Below are 17,445 nucleotides of genomic sequence, written 5' to 3'. Positions count from 1 at the left end.
GAGTGTTCGCTTATGTGAAAAAAGAGCATGTTTGCCTGGCATACATACCAGGCAAAACAATGCTCAGCTTCTTTCATCAACGAACAAAAACGGATTCCTCCTAGGCAATCGTAAAGCGACTCATTCGAACACCTTTTGGAAGAATAATATAAATGTCTTGTATTCCTGCTACTTCAGTAAGTGTAGTAAATACGGTTTGCCAGCTCTGAACTCCTTTGGCTGCTACTTGTACCTTACCCGCAAGAGTCCCATTGGGCCCTCCAAGACGAATCTCAACTTCCGCATCTGTAAATTCGCTGGATAAACGACCGGTAAAGCCAACACTTCCTTCCCCAAAATCAGCCCCTTGGTAAAGGACCCAGCTGGTTTCTTCCAAGGAACGTACACAGCTTCCGCTTTCTTTACACTCATCCAGATCTACCCCGCTGTAGTCATCGTAATTCTCCGCACGTGTTTCCAGTGCTAAATTCCGGGCAGGAATGACTTCACCCTCCACCTGAATGTCAGCAGAAACCTGAATATCTGCAGATGATTTACCAATAAGAATATGATAGTTGCCTGTCTCTACACAGTATTTACTACGCGTTACATCCCAAAATGCAAGCTCAGCTACCGGCAATTCGAAGGTAACGGTCTGGGTCTCCCCTGCTGCCAAGTGGATGCGGCGGAATCCCTTTAGTGTTTTGAGCGGACGCTTCACACGAGACTCATTCGCACGGATGTAGAATTGAACGACTTCATCACTTGAAATCTGACTTTCATTCGTAATATCTACACTTACTGCTATAAGATCTTCTTCACTGAACTCGCTGGCACTTAGTTTAAGATTATCGTACTTGAAAGAAGCATAGGTTAGACCATGTCCAAATGGATACAGCACATCACCTTTGAAATACTGATACGTTCTTTCCGATTTGATAATGTCATAATCTTTGATATGCGTCAGTTGATCCTCCGATTTGTACCAAGTCATATTCAGTCTGCCTGCCGGAGCATAATCACCGAATAAGACATCAGCAATGGCATTGCCTAATTCCTGTCCTGCATGAGATGTATATACGATCGCAGGAATGTTTTCCTCCGCCCAGTTCATCGTAAATGGATAGGCTCCAACGACAACAACAACTGTATTTGGATTTACCGCATAAACGGCTTCCACTAGACGCTGCTGAGACTCGGGAAGTTCTAGACTCGGACGGTCAATCTCTTCTTTTCCGTTAATCAACGGATTATTTCCTACAAAAACGATGGCTGTATCGGCCGTTTTAGCTGCTTCAACTGCCTCAGCAATACCATCAGATATCAATTCAAGTTTAAATTTCTCGTCTGTTCCTATTTCACTAATGGTTTCGTTCACACCGAGAGGCTCATGGTCGCCACTCGGAGCTGTGACTTTTTTGTCGTTCCAAGTACTAATTCCTACCGTCCCATCTTCTTGCGGCAACAGATGAAGGATTTCTTTTACGAACCAGCCGTACGCTTCATCTGCGGATGCAGTTAACTGCTCTTCGTCAGATGTAAGTAATTTGCCGCTCGATTCTGCACGCAAAGTTACACTCCCAAATCCCCAATCCGATAAAGTAAACGTCTCTGCTGCACCATTTGCTACTACAGAAGCTTTCTCCTCAGCTAATACACCCAGTGCTTTGCCACTCGCAACAGAAGTAAGGGTTATCCGATCATTCGCATCGCAGTATTGTACTGGTTTACCTGCAAGCTTCTTCTGAATGGCCTCAAGGGGAGTCACTTTATATGGAAGGGTACCCGCATACCAATCCCGAAGAACCACACCGCCAAGTTCACCGATAACGGCTACACTCTGCAGCTTCTCCTTGTTCAGAGGCAACATGTTCTTTTCATTTTTCAAAAGTACCATTTGTTTCTTCGCTGCCTTCAATGATAATTCTTTTGCTTCTTCCGTCATCAGTGCTTCCTCGCCAATGGAGGCATACGGATTCATCTCGGCTGGATCAAATTCACCTAGGCGGAATCGTACACGGAATGTATTAAACAGGGCTTGATCAAGATCTGATTCGGTCAGTGCCTCCAAGAGGAGTCCTTCTCTGATTGCCTTTTTAGATAATTCTGCATCATCTGTAATACTATCAATGCCGGCATGGACGGATTCTACGACACCCGGTGTATGAGAATCATAATACTTGTGGTCATTGTGAATGCCCATCACATCACCTGCATCGCTGACGATAAAGCCATCCATCCCCCATTCACCTTTTACTACTTCTTTGACAAAGGGGTGTAATAGTGCCGGCGTTCCATTAATGGAATTGTAGGCTGTCATCATAGACTGGGCTCCGCCTTTTAGGAAAGGCTTCTCAAAAGCTTTCAGATAATATTCACGCATATTTCTAGGATCAATACTTGAAGACCCGCTGCCGCGATCTACTTCATTATTGTTAGCCAGGAAATGCTTCAATGTCGCTATCGATTTATAGTATTTAGGATGATCCCCTTGCATACCTTTGACAAGACTTGTTGTAAGTTCAGCCGTAAGTTCTGGGTCTTCTCCGTATGCTTCTTCATTACGTCCCCATCTTGGGTCCCGCTCCATATCTACGGTTGGCGCCCAAAGGGTCAGCCCGTTCACTTCTGGATTCCGTTTGTAAAACACCCTTGCTTCATCGCCAATAACAGAACCGATCTCTTCCATCAGTTCCGTATCCCACGTATGAGCAAGACCCACCGGCTGCGGAAAGCTAGTCGCTTCACCCAGCCAAGCGAGACCATGAGCCGCTTCGGTTCCATGCTTGTAAGCGCCTACACCAAGCCGCTCAATAGCAGGTTGGTATTGCAGCATCGATTCTATTTTTTCATCAAGAGTAAATCTTGAAATTAGGTCTTTTACACGCAGATCTAAATCAAGTTCTGTATCTTGAAAAGGAAATTGCACTGCTTTTGTCATGTTCTATTCTCCTTTGATCATCAAATTGGTCATTAGTCTACCTACCAATATTAACAAAAATGAATCGCTTACAATACTATTAAATGAAAATAACTAAAACGTTTTAGATTGTCTCTATTATAAGGTCTTTTCCGTGAAAATAATAGGAAAAAAAGCACACTACTGGATTATTACTAAAATATATTCATACAAAGAGTTTCTATTTATATGCTCGTGGTAATAATTGAAAAATAGACTCGTATGTACCCTGAACGACTATAAAAAGGAGGTTTTTTGCTGTGAATAACCATATTGAACCTTGGTCCGCTACCGAGCTGCCCAAAACTCCAGAGTCCTTGTGGCGCGACACCACACCTCTGCCTACCTTTCCTAAGCTAGAGGAAAATCTAGTAACTGATGTTACCATTGTCGGAGCGGGTATCACCGGTATAACTACTGCTTATCTTCTTGCCAAAGAAGGATACAAAGTGACCTTGATTGAGGCAGGCATGATCCTTAATGGAACAACAGGACACACCACTGCCAAGATCACTTCCCAGCATGGTCTGATCTATAACGAACTCTTGCAACACTTTGGCCATGAGAAAGCCCGGCTGTATTATGAAGCGAATGAAGAAGCCCTGCGTTTTATCCGCAGTGTCGTCACTGAGATGGAGATTGACTGCCAGTTAAGTGAAGAAAATGCGTATATTTATCTTCAAACAGAAGATGAAAAAGAACAAAAGAAAATGGAAGATGAATATGAGGCTTACAAACAGCTCAGTATTCCGGGTGTATGGCATGACCGCCTAACGATTCCTGTCCCAGCGGTATGCGGCATCAGTCTGCCAAATCAGGCACGCTTCCATCCACTACAGTATCTTAAACGATTAACGGAGGAGCTTGTCCGTCTTGGCGTTCAAATCTATGAAAAAACGACGGTAGCGAACTTGGAAGAAAATGATGATCATGTAAAAGTCTTTTTAGAAAATGGAGATCATCATATCACGAGTAACTATGTAGTCTCTGCAAGCCATTTCCCTTTCCATGATCCGAGACTATATTTTGCCCGTTTGCATGCGGAACGTTCTTATGCTATTGCGATTGAACCAGAAACTTCTTATGAAGGAGATATGTACGTCACCATTGATTCACCTGAACGATCCCTCCGCTCCGTGCAGTATGGTGATAAAAACCTGCTTATTGTTGGCGGCGAGAATCACAAAACAGGACAAGGCATCAGTACACATGAGCATTATGAGGAACTTCTCAAATTTGCCGGGGAGCATTTTGGTGTCAAAAAAGTATATTTCCGCTGGTCAGCACAAGACCTGATTACGATAGATAAGGTACCTTTCATCGGTCCTATCGGAGGATCTTATAACCGAGTATTCGTTGGGACTGGATATGCCAAATGGGGAATGACAACAGGGACCGTTGCAGGAAGACTTCTAACCGATCTCATCATGAAGAGAAGTAATCCTTACGCAGAGCTATATGATCCTGGCCGGTTCAAAGCTGATCCATCGATCAAAAATGCGATCAAAGAAAACTTGAATGTAGTCAAAGAATTAATTACAGGAAAAGTAGATCTTTCTCACCCTAAATCAGCCGATCTAGGGACAGACGAAGGCTCTGTGGTGTGGCATGAAGGTAAGCGGGCAGGTGCTTATAAAGATCCAGAAGGCAAAGTACATCTTGTAGACCGTACATGTACTCATATGGGATGTGAAGTCGAATGGAATTCAGGGGAACGTTCTTGGGATTGTCCATGCCATGGGTCCCGTTATTTTTATGATGGTACAGTGATGGAAGGTCCTGCTTCCGAACCGCTTAAAAAGCTGGATGCTTAACGTCTTCATAAGCTGGGCTGAATCACCATTCACCTTTAAGAACCTTATATAAAAAGGTCGTAACTTAAGTTCGAAAGAATACCGGACTTAGGTTATGACCTTTTTTCTGCTGGATCATTTAGAGTTTACTTGAGTTCTGAATTAAGATAAGCTTCTTCATCTGTCTGTGCTTTTTCCTCCACCGAAGATTGCCGATCTCTATAATCCCATTTTCTTAGCTTTACCATATAGGACATACGTATTAAAGCTCGCACGAGCATTTGAATACTCCCTAATATAAACATAATAGATCCTATCACTTTCAAATCTGGATAGAAGAGAAAAAAACTACCCACCAGATACAAAATAGCCGTTACAATCTCACTAGCCACATGGACCGTTTCATATCGGTTCCTAGTTTCAATTCTTTTTTTAACAAGTGAATGTTTCTTTCGATGTAAATTTATACGAAACCTTTTTTTCTTCCCTGAAGGGTTGTTTGAAGTTTTCTCTTTATGAATATCAGTATCAATTTTACCTTTCACCTTTCATCCCTCCTTCTGCAAATTTACCCGAATGGCACAAGATCAAACGATTTTCACGATGTTTTCATACTTGGTAATTCATGGTCGCAGGATAAATTTTCTATATTTTATAGGAAGAGGTAGTAAATATTATGCAGTAGTGTATAATAAACAGTACATAGTATAGAACATTAGTTTACCGTTATTTTATAACATGAAAGGAACCACTAGGATGAATGTGAATACTCAGTTTAAAAAGGGCGTACTCGAGCTGTGTGTTCTCGTCCTAATCCACCGTAGAGACCGTTATGGATATGAACTGGCTCAAGCTGTATCCAAACATATTGAAATTGCAGAAGGAGCGTTATATCCCCTGCTTCGACGGCTTGTCTCCGATGGATACTGTACAACTTATCTTCAAGAATCTACCGAAGGACCTCCAAGAAAGTATTACAGGCTTACAGAGACGGGCGTACACTATATGCGTGTACTGCAGTCTGAGTGGAATGAATTTGTAGACAGTGTCAGCTCCCTGCTGAAGGAAGGAGAAGCACATGAATAGGCTTCAGTTTATGAACAGAATGAAAGAGGGATTCTATCCCCTTGGGGCTCAGGAACGAGCAGAACTACTCAGTGACTATGAGCAACATTTTGAAATGGGTCTGTTAGAAGGAAAGAGTGAAACAGAGATCGCCTCTGAACTAGGGAATCCAGAGGATTTAATCAAAGAGGCACTGGGTGACCGTTATTTTCAAGATAATAAAATTCTGTCACAGGATCGAGTACACGATGAAGAGCTAACCTCATACAATAAGTCACCACAAGGATCTCCTGCTCCTCTAATCGTAACATCCAGACAAAAAGCGACTCCTCGTTTCTTTAGAGTAACCGGATTAGTATTCCTGAATCTTCTCCTTGCCTTGCCAATCATGGCAACAATTTGGGCTCTATGGATCTCCCTTGCTGGAATATCGGTATCCGGTATCCTCGCTCCCGGCCTTGCCATCCTTGATTTTATGATTGTTCATAAGCAAGTAGTGCTCCCCGAACTTTTTGTGAGCCTTGTTTTTTTGGGAATAGGAATTTTGGTTGGGATCTTCGCTCTATGGCTTATGAAAAGACTGGGAAGATGGACTGCAGGTTATTTCGAATGGAACAGAATAGTACTGAGAGGAAAGGAAAATTGATATGAAAAATGCCATACGGCTTGCCATTCTTTGCATTGTGGTCGGACTCGTCGGAGTTACCATCTTTGGATATGAATTCGGTGATAAGCGTGAAGATTATGACCAGGAATTGAGTTTCCAGGATGCAAACGTTAATTCCTTGCTAGTCCAAACCGAAGATAGCACTAACATTGTATTTACTTCAACAGACGATGATCATGTCTCCGTTCATTTTAAAGGCAAATGGAATCCAGATACCATAGAGCGGCTACAACAACTGCAGCCAGAAAACGAACTTCTAACGATTAACACCCGCTCGAAAGATTCTTTCTCCTTTTTTAGCTTCTCCACTGATTTCAGTAGAAATATAATGGAAATTTCCGTTCCAAAGGAAAAGAGACTTACGGAATTTACTCTTGAAATTGTATCCAGTGATCAGGATATCACGGGTCTTAATGCAGAGCGTATTGTGCTTACATCTACATCAGGTAATCTGAATTTGAACCATATCCAAGCGAATGAGTTTTCCGCAAAACTCACTTCCGGCGAGGTAAAAGCAGATCAGGTGAAGGTTACTGAAGCTGCCAGCTTAGAACTCACTTCTGGAAACGTAAAACTCAGCTCCATAGAGGCGAAAGAGATTACAATGAAACTGCAGTCAGGCGATGTTAAGATCGAAGATATCCATGCTGATGTGAAGGCAAGCCTTACTTCGGGCAATTTTAAGGTTAACGGTCTATCTGGCGAGGGAACTATTCGTGTGAAATCAGGGGATATTCACCTTGTCCAGAACGAAGCAACAGACTTAGACATTGAAACGATCTCAGGGAATATTAATGTCGTCGCTGCTAGTGACTTTGCTGGATTTTTTGATGCCAAGGCCGTATCTGGTAATGTACGTACCCCAGACTCATTGCGAACAGGAACCGAACTTATAAAAATACGGACCACTTCAGGCAATATCAACATTACACAGCCCTAATATCCCCTACTCTATCTATCATCTTTGTATGCATGAGCCCTTATTCATCCATACTAAAGCCAATCTGATTTGAAGAAGGAGGCTTTATTTCCTAATGGATTTACTAAGCGGCAAACTGTACTGGCCGACCACACTGACGAATCCTAAGTCTTACCCTCCACTGACCGAGGATATCGTATGTGATGTGCTCGTTATTGGCGGGGGAAGTTCGGGAGCACAAGCTGCCTATCTTCTTGCCAAAGAAGGTTTGAAAGTTGTTGTGGTAGACCAGCGACGAATTGGCGAAGGAAGTTCCAGTACGAACACAGCACTGATCCAATATGCAGGAGATAAAAGTTTTGTTTCCCTTGCCAATACGTTCGGCGAAGAAATAGCAGCCAGGCACTTAAAGCTATGCGAGCAGGCTATTCATGATATTGAAATGACGTGCAGTCAACTTCCCGTAGATGCTGATTTCGTTCGCAGGGGCGGTCTGTATTATGCAAGTTACGAGGCAGATATTCCAGCTCTAGAACAGGAGCATAAACTTCTCAGCAAATACGGATTTCATGTGGATCGCTGGGATGAAGAGAAAATAAGGGCCCACTTCCCTTTTCGTAAACAAGCAGCACTTTACTACCATGATGATGCAGAGATGAATCCTCTAAAATTCATATATGGGCTTCTCGAAGCAGTAGAATCTATGGGCGGTAAAGTATGGGCCGAGACTCAGGTTACCGGACAACGTTTTGAAGAAGATTCAGCTATCTTTTATACGAAGAATCGGCATCAGATTAGAGCAAAGCATGTGATTATTGCTGCTGGATATGAGAATCTAGAATTTAAAGTAGAAAAAAATGCAGTTATACACAGCTCCTATGCTGTTATTACAACGCCTATACCGGATTTATCTAGTTGGTATAATCGGACGCTCATATGGGAGACCGCCCGCCCGTATATATATCTGCGAACCACACCAGATGATCGGGTTATTATTGGTGGAATGGATAAGGATACTGCCTATGCTTCGACTCGAGACTCGAAGATTCTTCATACTCGCGATAAGCTGATGAAGGAACTTTTCAAGCTTTTCCCTGATCTTCAAGCTGAACCTGAATTTTATCTGGGCGCCTTTTATGGCGGAACTCATGACGGACTCCCGATTATAGGACAATACAAGGAGTATCCTCACTGTTATATCATTATGGGTTATGGAGATAATGGAACAGTGTACAATGCCGTGCTGTCCCGTATTTTGTGTGATGTCATTGTCAAAGGTTCGAATCCTGATCTTGGAATCTATCTTCAAGATAGACCCCATGTAAATTTACCTTGATTTACTTAGGCTTTTACCTCCCTCTGGCTATTTGGTCAGAGGTTCTTCTGATTTCCACAGATTTATTTTGTATAATTTGTCTTATATATAACTATAGGGAGGCGTAAAAATTGACTAATCACACAAAACTCGGTAAATCAGATCTTTTAGTAAACCCAATCGGTCTTGGAGCAAACGCAGTGGGAGGGCATAACTTATACCCCAACCTTAACGAGGAACAGGGAAAGGACGTCGTTCGCACAGCGATTCAGAATGGAGTTAACCTCCTGGATACCGCATTTATTTATGGCCCTGGACGCTCTGAAGAGCTGACTGGTCAGGTTATAAAGGAGCTCAAAGCTCGTAATCAGGTCGTAATTGCCACAAAAGGTGCTCATGATGAAAATAATGATTATAAACCAAACAACAAACCGGAATTCCTAAAAAAACAAGTGGAAGACAGCCTTAAACGATTACAGACAGATTACATAGACCTCTACTATATTCATTTTCCAGATGAACATACACCCAAAGATGAAGCCGTAGGTATGTTACAACGTCTGAAAGAAGAAGGAAAAATTCGGGCCATTGGGGTATCTAACTTCTCGATCGACCAGCTTAAAGAAGCGAATAAGGACGGTTATGTGGATGTACTTCAATCTGAATATAATCTTTTAAATCGGGAAGTAGAGAAAGAAATTCTCCCTTATACGGCAGCAAACCAAATTACCTTTATTCCTTATTTCCCACTGGTATCTGGACTTTTGGCAGGTAAATATAATAAAGACACTACATTTGATGATCTCAGAAAAAACAATCCTCAGTTCCAAGGCGAACAGTTTCTGAAAAACTTAGACAAAGTCGAGCAACTTCGTACTATTGCAGATGCTAAAGGTGTAGAAGTTGCACATCTGGTTCTCGCCTGGTATCTCACTCAGCCGTCTGTGGATGCTCTTATTCCAGGTGCGAAACGCCCAGAACAAGTAGTTAACAATCTGAAGGCCCTTGATGTGAAACTATCTCAGGCAGAAATTACGGAGATGGGTCGTATCTTCTCCTAATGTTTCTCTTCTTCATTCGTATTCCTATTGAAAACAGTGCGGTGCAGTGCATCGCGCTGTTTTTTTTGTGTCATAAAGCGATAGTGAAGTAATAAAATATAATGTATAATAGTAAATATTTACATTTTTTGTTTATGAGATGTTTATAATGACTCCCATCCTCACCCCAACAACAAATGTAAAAGGAGTGTTATCTATGTCCCAGCGGATCAGTACCGCCGATAATCTTTTCACCCTTGCCTACAGAAAGTTATTCTCACGCTACAAAATCCAGCTTTATGCCTCTCCTAATGAAGAGGATTTTCATAAGAAGCTCTTAAATCTCAATGCCCACTATATCGATTACAAAACCAATATCGTGGGTGCAGGCAAACAGAAGTCCCGTTCAGAATCCAATACCGTCTACGAGATTTATGTCAAAAAAAATGATCATCCACTTGCAGAACTCGCTATGAATACAGCAGCACACCGGTAACAAATAAAAAAGGATGAATCCCTAGTTCTAAAAGAAACTACGATTCATCCTTTTTTACTCCAAAAACAAAGAACCTTATCCACATGTGGGTAAGGTTCTTTGACTATCTATATATACACAGGTTATCCCCATTATTCACTTCGGGTGCATTTTGAAGATAAGGAACAGATCATTGTAATGAGACAACATACGTCTTCCGAGATTATCGTACACCTCGAGCTTCTGCGTCAGCTCCTCATTCGGATAGAAGCGCTCATCACTTGAAATCTCTTCAGGCAAAAGCTCCAGTGCCGCAGCATTAGGTGTTGAGTAACCCACATACTCTGCATTGCGCGCAGCATGTTCTGGATCTAACATGAAATTGATAAACTGATGTGCTCCGTCTATATTGCTCGCTGTCTTAGGAATGACCATGTTATCAAACCACAGATTTGAGCCTTCTTCCGGCACCGCATAATCCAGTTTCTCATTCTCATCCATAATCTCCGCAGCATCACCTGACCAGACAAGACCAACCGCACCCTCTTCACCAGCAAGCAACATCTTAATCTCATCTCCGACGATCGCTTTTACGTTCGGCGTCAGCTTCGATAATTTGGCAAGTGCTTCTTGCAGATGTTCTTCATTGGTATCGTTTAGGGAGTAATTCAGACTGTTCAGCCCCATGCCAATGACTTCACGTGCTCCGTCCAATAGCAGAATCTGATTCTTTAGACTTGGATCCCAGAGATCATCCCAACTCTTAAAGGTAAGATCGGTCAATTCTGGATTATAGACAACCCCTACCGTGCCCCAAAAATAAGGAATGGAGTACTGATTTCCTTCATCAAAAGAAAGATCAAGGAATCGGTCATCAATATATTTAAGGTTTGGAAGCTTGGAATGATCGAGAGGGATCAGCAGATCCTCCTCTTTCATTTTGCTGATGGCATATTCCGAAGGGATAACGACATCATATGTCGTTCCTCCTTGTTCGACTTTAGTCATCATGGCTTCATTAGAGTCAAATGTCTGATAAACGACCTTCATTCCACTCTCTTCTTCAAACTCAGCGATCAGTTCGGGATCAATATAATCGCCCCAGTTATAGATGGTCAGTGTATTACCGCCGGAATATCCTGCACTTGAGTTCAGCACCGAGGCAAAATACATGAGGCCAAAAGCCACGATCAGCACAAGACTAAATGTCTGTACTAGCTGCTTCATGGTCTCAGCCCCTTTCCTTGAAGCTTATTGTTACGTGTATTAATAAAGTAGTATCCTACTACCAAGATGATGGTCAGCAAGAACAACAGCGTTGATAATGCATTAATGGATAACGATACGCCTTGTCTTGCTCTCGAATAGATCTCGACGGATAGTGTTGAGAATCCATTCCCTGTGACAAAGAATGTAACCGCAAAGTCATCTAGTGAATAGGTCAGGGCCATAAAGAAACCAGCAAAAATACCTGGCTTCACAAAAGGTAAAATCACTTTTGTCAGCACCTGCCAACTTGATGCCCCCAGGTCACGTGCAGCATCAATAAGTGTAGAACTCATCTCTTGCAGCTTAGGCAGTACCATGATCACGACAATCGGTACGCTAAACGCAATATGTGATAAGAGTACCGAGCTAAATCCTAGCTGAATCCCCAGCATCGTGAAGAAGATGAGGAAGGAAGCTCCGATAATCACATCAGGACTTACAATGAGTACATTGTTTAAAGACAATAAGGTATTCTTGGTACGTTTACGGCGAACCTGATGAATCGCTAGAGCACCTGCCACGCCCAAAATCGTGGAAGCCACCGCAGACAGAAGGGCAATTACAAAGGTATTCAGTACAATAATCAGCAGCCGCGTATCCGCGAATACTTCCTTGTACCATTCCAGGGTAAAGCCTTCAAAGTTCTGCATTGTTCCGCCACTATTGAATGAATAGTAGATCAAATATAGAATCGGCATGTACAAAATGGCAAAAACAATAAACAGATATACATTGGACAGCTTACTATTTCTTCCCATGAGGTACACCCCGCTTTCCACGCCCACTAATAAACATAATGGCAATCATAATAATGATGAGGAAGACGGCGATCGTTGCTCCCATTCCCCAATCTTGTGTTACTAAGAAATGCTGTTCAATCGCGGTACCGAGGGTAATTACTCGGTTACCGGCAATAAGTCTTGTAATCATAAACAGTGATAAAGCCGGAATAAATACAGCCTGAATTCCCGAACGTACTCCGCTTAGTGTCAGTGGAAAAATAACGCGCCGGAATGTTGTCCATGAAGAAGCCCCCAAATCTCGAGCTGCATAGATAAGGGAAGGATTCAGCTCTTCAAGCGCATTAAAGATCGGTAGAATCATAAACGGAATGAAGATATATACGGATACGAAAACAAAACTAAAATCCGTAAATAAAATCTGCTGCGTCCCGATTCCAATCGTTTCGAGTATCGCGTTAGCAAACCCGTACGTACCAAACAGCCCAATAAATGCATATGCCTTGAGCAAGAGATTGATCCAGCTCGGCAAAATAACGAGTAACAACCATAACTGCTTATGCTTCGTTTTCGTAAGTAAATAAGCCGTTGGATACGAAATGAGCAAAGCAAACACAGTAATCAACAGTGCATACCAGAAGGAGCTAAGTGTCATCTTCAGATATACAGGTGTAAAGAATTTCACGTAATTTTCAAACGTAAATTGACCTTCTACATTGAAGAAGGAGTAATACACAATTAACAGAATCGGAGCAACGACGAAGAAAATGATCCAAAACATGTAGGGGATCAGGTAGAAGTTGCGATTTTTTATACTACGATTCATGATTTACTCCTTGAACCTTACCCTCCGAAGACTTTTCCGCATCCTCAAGATTCGATTCATAAGATTCCAGTCGTTTATCAAATTCTTCTTCCGTCTCACCAAAGCGCATAACATGAATGGCTTCTGGATCAAAATAAAGACCGATTCTTTCACCAACTGTAGCGCGCTTTGTGGAATGTACAAGCCATTCGTTACCCATATCATCATAACTTGAGATTTCATAGTGCACGCCGCGGAATAGCTGAGAGTCTACTCGCACCTGCAGTTTACCTCGCTCAGGTGTTGTGATCTCCAAATCTTCAGGGCGAATTACAATCTCAATCGGTTCGTCAGGTCTAAGCCCTTGGTCAACACACTCATATGTCTTCCCTGCAAACTCAACTAAGAAATCTTGTTTCATCTTGCCTGCAACAATGTTGGATTCTCCGATAAAATCAGCTACAAATCGGTTAATCGGTTCATCGTAGATATCAAGCGGTGTTCCGCTTTGCTGAATGACACCTTCATTAAGAACGAAGATTTCATCTGACATCGCAAGTGCTTCTTCCTGGTCATGAGTCACAAAAATAAAGGTAATACCCAGACGTTGCTGAAGTTCACGCAGCTCATACTGCATTTCTGTACGCAATTTGAGGTCAAGCGCAGACAAAGGCTCGTCCAGCAAAATGATTTCTGGTTCATTAACGATCGCTCTAGCAATCGCTACCCGTTGACGTTGACCGCCAGACATTTCCGTAATCTCGCGGTTCCCATACCCAGCCAGGTTGACGAAACGAAGAGCGTTTTCCACTTTTTCCTTGACCTCTGCATTTTTCATCTTCTTGATTCGCAGACCAAATGCCACGTTCTCAAATACATTCAGATGCGGGAATAATGCATAGTCCTGAAACACGGTGTTTACCTGACGCTCATGTGCAGGGACACGGTTAATAATTTTGCCATTAAAATAAATATTTCCTTCGGAAGGCTCCGTAAAACCTGCAATCAGCCGAAGGATCGTGGTTTTGCCGCATCCAGATGGACCCAGCAGCGTATAAAATTTACCGCGTTCGATTTCAAAGCTGACCGATTTAAGGATGGGATCATCCTCATCATATCGTTTTGTCACGCTTTCGAACCGGATAATGGAGTCTTGGTTTATCATATGATAGAAAAACCTCCTTTTTCAGGGGATTACCTTGCGCCTTCTAGTTCATTTCAGCATATTAATGCATATCCGTTCGGGCACATGTCGCAACTTATTATATAGAAATCATCTAATTGCGCAACCCATTTTTTCATCATTCTATGAAGTTTACTTCTTTCTTCGATATTTTATCCCAAGCTGATTACTAAAATTGAGACTACTATCCAAAAAAAGGAGCAAAAGGTGTGTTCCTATACTTCATCATTTGTCTTTACTCCCGCAAAAAAGCATCTCCTAAGGTTTCTTGAACCTTCGAGATGCTCTGGTCCCTGCTCTATATATTGTACCATTTCATATTCACTTAGCCTACGATTCTATGAATTTACCAAAAAACAATAAAATATTCTATCCATGAAATGGACATTTAGCGATTACGGGATTCTTTTCTTCCTTCTGACCGAGCATTTCCTCCAAAGGTTTCTCATCCCCATTGTTTGTATAAGGTGCTGGTTGATGAAAAAAATTCGGCTTCTTCACTTGATTAGAATAGGACTTGTGAAAAATATGTGTGGTTGCCGGTGACATCGGCGGAATAAGCCAGGTCCAGTGGCCGGTTACTTCTCTTCCGGCCTCCGCTTCCCTCTCTTCAAACTTTGCCAATTGATTCGCTGCTGTATGGTGGTCCACCATACTGACGCCAGTTTTCCGGTAAGAATAAAGTACGGCTATATTCAGTTCTACTAGTACCTTGTCTCGCCACAAACTGGCTTCACTAGTGGTATCCAGCCCCATAATCTTTGCCACAGCAGGAAGTTTATTATACCGAAAAGGGTCCGCTAGATTTCTAGCCCCGATCTCTGTTCCCATATACCACCCATTAAAAGGAGCTGCCGGATAGTGAATTCCTCCAATCTCTAGTCTCATATCCGAAATCATAGGCACCGCATACCATTTCAGCCCAAGCGATTTCATCTCAGGATAATCAGGATGCTCTATGTTCACTTCCATAACCAGATCTTCCGGAATCGGTACATATACGGGCTTGTGACCTGCTATTTCTATAACGAGCGGAAGTACATCATAATCTGTGCCCTTCCCTTCCCAGCCAAGCTTCATTACCTGTTTGGTGAAGGCAATCGAAGCGGGGTCCCCCACTATACCGCTACTCATTTCATACCCGGCATAACGAATAAGCTGATGGTTCCAGATCCGAACTGGATCCACACCTTCTGGCGTCCTTGGGGCAAAAAGAGTAAGCAGAGGAATGACTTTACCGTGATTGGTAGCTGTTCGGATATGCTGAAATAAACAATCCGCTACTTCCTCTGCACTCCTTGCATCTCTCGCATCTACAAGCCGTATGGATTGCCACGATAGTCGCCCTATACAGCGATTGCTATTGCGCCATGCCAGCTTGATCCCATACTCTAACTCTTGCAGAGTATGTCTATACGTGCCTAAATCTTCAATTTCCCGCTGAATGTCAAGAAGCCGGGCTTCTGCCGCTTCACGGCGAAGACCCAGCTCCTCATAACAAGTGTATATAAATGTGCTTGCTTCTTCCCAAAGATCGTTTGTATTTGTCATACCGATAATCTCCTCATGTCTACGCGTCATACCAGAGAATTCGTCCTAACCAAAGCAGGACTAATGGAATAGTCCCATTATACGGTTCTACTACATACAAAACCATCATTTGGGTCATATGTTCACTTTATATTCACCTAATCGTTTTAAAGTTAATTATTTGCCAAGGAAAGAATTAAGCATCCAAATATGTTTTTGTAGTGTTTCTTGGTTGCCAATCATTACATCAGCTGTGCTGTCATCGCCCAGTTCTTCTGCCGCTTCTTTTCCTTCTTCAAGTACTTCAACCATCGTAGTGAAGTCTTCGACCAAAGCTTGAACCATTTGTTCTGCTGTTTTACTGTCCGTCGCTTCTTGAATTGGAGAGAGACTCAAATGTTCTTTCAGTGTAGCAACTGGAGAACCGCCAATAGCAAGCAAGCGTTCTGCTACAACGTCCATATGTTCCGTTACTTCATTGTAGAATTCTTCGAATTTCTCGTGCAGAGTAAAGAAGTGAGTTCCTTTTACATACCAGTGGAAGTTATGAAGTTTTGTGTACAGTACAGACCACCCAGCAATTTGTCGATTTAATGCATCATGCAGTTTTTGTACACCTTGTGATTGGTTTGTTTGATTAGTTTGAGTTGTCATAGTTTAGTTCTCCTTTTATTTTAAAATGTAAGTGATATGAAATTGATTCAAGTGATAAACAAAGTTGATATTGTGATACTTGTCATAGACTTTTAATTTAGACTTAATCTAAATCCTAATATTATTATAGCATGGTTTTTCGAAAAAGGAAGCTTACTCCTCACATTTGATAAATGAAGATTTGATGAACAATCACAGCAGTGGCTTCTGTTACACTGACAAGGATAGAATGCCCCATCTGGATATAAAAAAACATGGAAGAGTTATCAGGGAATCATCCGATATCTCTTCCATGCTGTAAATTCACACCTTTTGCAATCCAATTAGGGCAAGCAAGGTGTCTGCTATTTCTTGATAATGATGAACTGTAAAATGCGGTTGATGGTCTGATTCAGCAACCGCGTTCCGGTGATTGAACCAAAGCACAGTCCAGCCTGCTTTTATCGCCCCTACCACATCATTTCTCCATGAATCGCCTATATAGTAACTGTGCTCAGGAGAAGTTTTTGTAATGGCATTTACATGCTCAAACAGTCTGACATCAGGCTTGGCATAGCCAACTCCGCCGGATACAAAAATCATATTCTCCGGAATGTAACGTTCCACTTGCAGTGCCTGGAGTTTCTTCTGTTGGTGCTCCGCTGGTCCATTCGTAATTAGACCTACCTTTAATCCTGAATAGGTCAGTGTCTCGATCAGTTCTATAGCACCAGGGAAGGGCTGAATCTGAAACTGTCTATTTACATAAGCCGTCTGGGCAGCTTCCGCTTCGATTTCATTCAGGAAGATCCCGAATTCTGCTAAAGCCAGCATAAAGCGGCGTCTCCGCATATCAGCTAACGCCTCTTCTTCAGGTACGGCAGATAAATTCTTTTCTTCTGATAACAAATCGCTATAATAACGGAAACGGTAATAAATATCCTCATAAGGCATATCGTCCCGTAAACCCACAACCTCCTGCAAGGCTTCGCGAAGTGGTGATAAATGATCATAGAGTGTGTCATCGACATCAAAGAACACTGCTTTTTGTACGTTCTCAGCCAAAAGTTTTC

At 42.3% G+C, this 17,445-nt stretch carries 16 protein-coding genes; 7 read left to right on the top strand and 9 right to left on the bottom strand.

The genetic code is table 11. The annotated features are described in order from the left end of the window. Nucleotides 1–100 precede the first annotated feature (100 nt). Nucleotides 101–2,920, bottom strand: a complete 2,820-nt coding sequence (locus tag ACWPWY_RS20455) for a glycoside hydrolase family 3 C-terminal domain-containing protein (protein ID WP_454193436.1) — start codon at nucleotides 2,918–2,920, stop codon at nucleotides 101–103. A 278-nt stretch (nucleotides 2,921–3,198) separates the two neighbouring features. Here ACWPWY_RS20455 and ACWPWY_RS20450 point away from each other — a divergent pair, with 278 nt between their 5' ends. After that, nucleotides 3,199–4,752 carry an FAD-dependent oxidoreductase gene (locus ACWPWY_RS20450; RefSeq protein ID WP_454193435.1) on the top strand — a complete coding sequence of 518 codons (1,554 nt, stop codon included), beginning with the start codon at nucleotides 3,199–3,201 and terminating at the stop codon, nucleotides 4,750–4,752. A gap of 125 nt (nucleotides 4,753–4,877) precedes the next feature. Here the strand turns inward: ACWPWY_RS20450 and ACWPWY_RS20445 are convergent, their stop codons facing one another. After that, nucleotides 4,878–5,276 carry a YrhK family protein gene (locus ACWPWY_RS20445; protein ID WP_454193434.1) on the bottom strand — a complete coding sequence of 133 codons (399 nt, stop codon included), beginning with the start codon at nucleotides 5,274–5,276 and terminating at the stop codon, nucleotides 4,878–4,880. Between the two features lie 211 nt (nucleotides 5,277–5,487). On the opposite strand from ACWPWY_RS20445, the gene ACWPWY_RS20440 reads away from it, so the two are divergent. The 6 genes from ACWPWY_RS20440 to ACWPWY_RS20415 all read left to right on the top strand — a co-directional run bounded on the left by ACWPWY_RS20440 (nucleotide 5,488) and on the right by ACWPWY_RS20415 (nucleotide 10,233). Further along, nucleotides 5,488–5,817: a PadR family transcriptional regulator gene (locus ACWPWY_RS20440; protein ID WP_454193433.1), complete on the top strand. Its 330-nt coding sequence runs from the start codon at nucleotides 5,488–5,490 to the stop codon at nucleotides 5,815–5,817. Continuing rightward, nucleotides 5,810–6,442 (top strand): DUF1700 domain-containing protein, encoded by a 633-nt coding sequence (locus ACWPWY_RS20435; protein WP_454193432.1) that lies wholly within the window; start codon nucleotides 5,810–5,812, stop codon nucleotides 6,440–6,442. The genes ACWPWY_RS20440 and ACWPWY_RS20435 overlap by 8 nt, the downstream gene beginning before the upstream one ends. A 1-nt stretch (nucleotide 6,443) precedes the next feature. Beyond that, on the top strand, nucleotides 6,444–7,403 hold the full coding sequence (locus ACWPWY_RS20430) for a DUF4097 family beta strand repeat-containing protein (protein WP_454193431.1): 960 nt from the start codon (nucleotides 6,444–6,446) through the stop codon (nucleotides 7,401–7,403). Between the two features lie 94 nt (nucleotides 7,404–7,497). Further along, nucleotides 7,498–8,718, top strand: coding sequence for an NAD(P)/FAD-dependent oxidoreductase (locus ACWPWY_RS20425; RefSeq protein WP_454193430.1), 1,221 nt, complete (start codon nucleotides 7,498–7,500; stop codon nucleotides 8,716–8,718). 110 nt (nucleotides 8,719–8,828) lie between these two features. Beyond that, nucleotides 8,829–9,758 (top strand): aldo/keto reductase, encoded by a 930-nt coding sequence (locus tag ACWPWY_RS20420; protein ID WP_454193429.1) that lies wholly within the window; start codon nucleotides 8,829–8,831, stop codon nucleotides 9,756–9,758. A 196-nt stretch (nucleotides 9,759–9,954) separates the two neighbouring features. Continuing rightward, nucleotides 9,955–10,233, top strand: a complete 279-nt coding sequence (locus ACWPWY_RS20415; RefSeq protein WP_454193428.1) for a hypothetical protein — start codon at nucleotides 9,955–9,957, stop codon at nucleotides 10,231–10,233. A 135-nt stretch (nucleotides 10,234–10,368) separates the two neighbouring features. Here ACWPWY_RS20415 and ACWPWY_RS20410 read toward each other — a convergent pair whose 3' ends face one another. The 7 genes from ACWPWY_RS20410 to ACWPWY_RS20380 form a co-directional block, all read right to left on the bottom strand. Beyond that, on the bottom strand, nucleotides 10,369–11,439 hold the full coding sequence (locus ACWPWY_RS20410; RefSeq protein ID WP_454193427.1) for an ABC transporter substrate-binding protein: 1,071 nt from the start codon (nucleotides 11,437–11,439) through the stop codon (nucleotides 10,369–10,371). Beyond that, on the bottom strand, nucleotides 11,436–12,239 hold the full coding sequence (locus ACWPWY_RS20405; RefSeq protein WP_454193426.1) for an ABC transporter permease: 804 nt from the start codon (nucleotides 12,237–12,239) through the stop codon (nucleotides 11,436–11,438). Before ACWPWY_RS20405 ends, ACWPWY_RS20410 begins: the two co-directional genes overlap by 4 nt. Continuing rightward, nucleotides 12,226–13,047, bottom strand: coding sequence for an ABC transporter permease (locus tag ACWPWY_RS20400; protein WP_454193425.1), 822 nt, complete (start codon nucleotides 13,045–13,047; stop codon nucleotides 12,226–12,228). The genes ACWPWY_RS20405 and ACWPWY_RS20400 overlap by 14 nt, the downstream gene beginning before the upstream one ends. Beyond that, complete coding sequence (locus tag ACWPWY_RS20395; RefSeq protein WP_454193424.1) at nucleotides 13,037–14,191, bottom strand: ABC transporter ATP-binding protein; 1,155 nt, start codon at nucleotides 14,189–14,191, stop codon at nucleotides 13,037–13,039. The genes ACWPWY_RS20400 and ACWPWY_RS20395 overlap by 11 nt, the downstream gene beginning before the upstream one ends. 387 nt (nucleotides 14,192–14,578) lie before the next feature. After that, entirely contained in the window at nucleotides 14,579–15,760 is a 1,182-nt protein-coding gene (locus ACWPWY_RS20390; RefSeq protein WP_454193423.1) for a nitric oxide synthase oxygenase, read from the bottom strand. Nucleotides 15,761–15,916: 156 nt separating this feature from the next. Continuing rightward, nucleotides 15,917–16,393 (bottom strand): Dps family protein, encoded by a 477-nt coding sequence (locus ACWPWY_RS20385; RefSeq protein ID WP_213530567.1) that lies wholly within the window; start codon nucleotides 16,391–16,393, stop codon nucleotides 15,917–15,919. Nucleotides 16,394–16,696: 303 nt separating this feature from the next. Further along, the gene (locus ACWPWY_RS20380; protein WP_454193422.1) at nucleotides 16,697–17,437 is read right to left on the bottom strand and encodes an HAD family hydrolase; all 741 of its coding nucleotides are present in this window, start codon (nucleotides 17,435–17,437) and stop codon (nucleotides 16,697–16,699) included. Nucleotides 17,438–17,445 lie beyond the last annotated feature (8 nt).

Source organism: Paenibacillus sp. Marseille-Q7038 (assembly GCF_965111595.1).
The sequence above is the reverse complement of the archived record's forward strand: the minus strand, read 5'-3'. Positions and strand labels throughout refer to the sequence as shown.

What these genes read in the sequence shown, in the direction of transcription:
- ACWPWY_RS20435 (WP_454193432.1), top strand. Translation starts at nt 5,810, where the DNA reads ATGAATAGGCTTCAGTTTATGAACAGAATGAAAGAGGGATTCTATCCC.
- ACWPWY_RS20385 (WP_213530567.1), bottom strand. Translation starts at nt 16,393, where the DNA reads ATGACAACTCAAACTAATCAAACAAACCAATCACAAGGTGTACAAAAA.
- ACWPWY_RS20390 (WP_454193423.1), bottom strand. Translation starts at nt 15,760, where the DNA reads ATGACAAATACAAACGATCTTTGGGAAGAAGCAAGCACATTTATATAC.
- ACWPWY_RS20405 (WP_454193426.1), bottom strand. Translation starts at nt 12,239, where the DNA reads ATGGGAAGAAATAGTAAGCTGTCCAATGTATATCTGTTTATTGTTTTT.
- ACWPWY_RS20400 (WP_454193425.1), bottom strand. Translation starts at nt 13,047, where the DNA reads ATGAATCGTAGTATAAAAAATCGCAACTTCTACCTGATCCCCTACATG.
- ACWPWY_RS20410 (WP_454193427.1), bottom strand. Translation starts at nt 11,439, where the DNA reads ATGAAGCAGCTAGTACAGACATTTAGTCTTGTGCTGATCGTGGCTTTT.
- ACWPWY_RS20455 (WP_454193436.1), bottom strand. Translation starts at nt 2,920, where the DNA reads ATGACAAAAGCAGTGCAATTTCCTTTTCAAGATACAGAACTTGATTTA.
- ACWPWY_RS20440 (WP_454193433.1), top strand. Translation starts at nt 5,488, where the DNA reads ATGAATGTGAATACTCAGTTTAAAAAGGGCGTACTCGAGCTGTGTGTT.
- ACWPWY_RS20430 (WP_454193431.1), top strand. Translation starts at nt 6,444, where the DNA reads ATGAAAAATGCCATACGGCTTGCCATTCTTTGCATTGTGGTCGGACTC.
- ACWPWY_RS20425 (WP_454193430.1), top strand. Translation starts at nt 7,498, where the DNA reads ATGGATTTACTAAGCGGCAAACTGTACTGGCCGACCACACTGACGAAT.
- ACWPWY_RS20395 (WP_454193424.1), bottom strand. Translation starts at nt 14,191, where the DNA reads ATGATAAACCAAGACTCCATTATCCGGTTCGAAAGCGTGACAAAACGA.
- ACWPWY_RS20415 (WP_454193428.1), top strand. Translation starts at nt 9,955, where the DNA reads ATGTCCCAGCGGATCAGTACCGCCGATAATCTTTTCACCCTTGCCTAC.